Origin of the sequence: Mesorhizobium sp. M4B.F.Ca.ET.203.01.1.1 (genome assembly GCF_004791025.1) — a bacterium.
GTDB classification, from domain to species: Bacteria; Pseudomonadota; Alphaproteobacteria; order Rhizobiales; family Rhizobiaceae; genus Mesorhizobium; species Mesorhizobium abyssinicae.
This window is the reverse complement of record NZ_SRUO01000169.1, coordinates 1-328: the sequence shown is the minus strand read 5'-3', so window position 1 is coordinate 328 and position 328 is coordinate 1. Positions and strand designations below refer to the sequence as shown.

The following is a 328-nucleotide window of genomic DNA, read 5'->3' as shown; positions in this document are numbered from 1 at the left end:
GGAGAGCTTGCCTTTTCCGGTCCGCGCAAGCGCGACGCGGAGCGCGGCTTCGCCACGCACGCCGCCGACTGGGCCGATGCCCGCCGCCGCCAGCCCGCTGCGGTCCTGGTAAGAGCTGACCGAGGTGATGGCGATCGGCCACAGCGTCACCTCTTGCGCCGTGGTGAAGGTCGAGCGCGTCGAAAGCCCCGGGCGCAGGCTGGAAACCAGCCGCGTGCCGCGCGCGACGGCATGGCCGGCGGTCATCGACTGCACCTGCTGGCCGGGCTTAAGCACCGCCATCGCCGTTGCCGGCGCAGGCGTGACCAGATCCGGAAAGAGAAACTCG

1 protein-coding gene is annotated in these 328 nt (G+C 71.0%); it reads right to left on the bottom strand.

Features of this window, described 5'->3' with window-relative positions; translation table 11 throughout:
* Window positions 1–328, bottom strand: a 328-nt coding sequence (locus EN846_RS34160) for a type VI secretion system baseplate subunit TssF (protein ID WP_189587208.1), incomplete at both ends; no start/stop codon positions are given.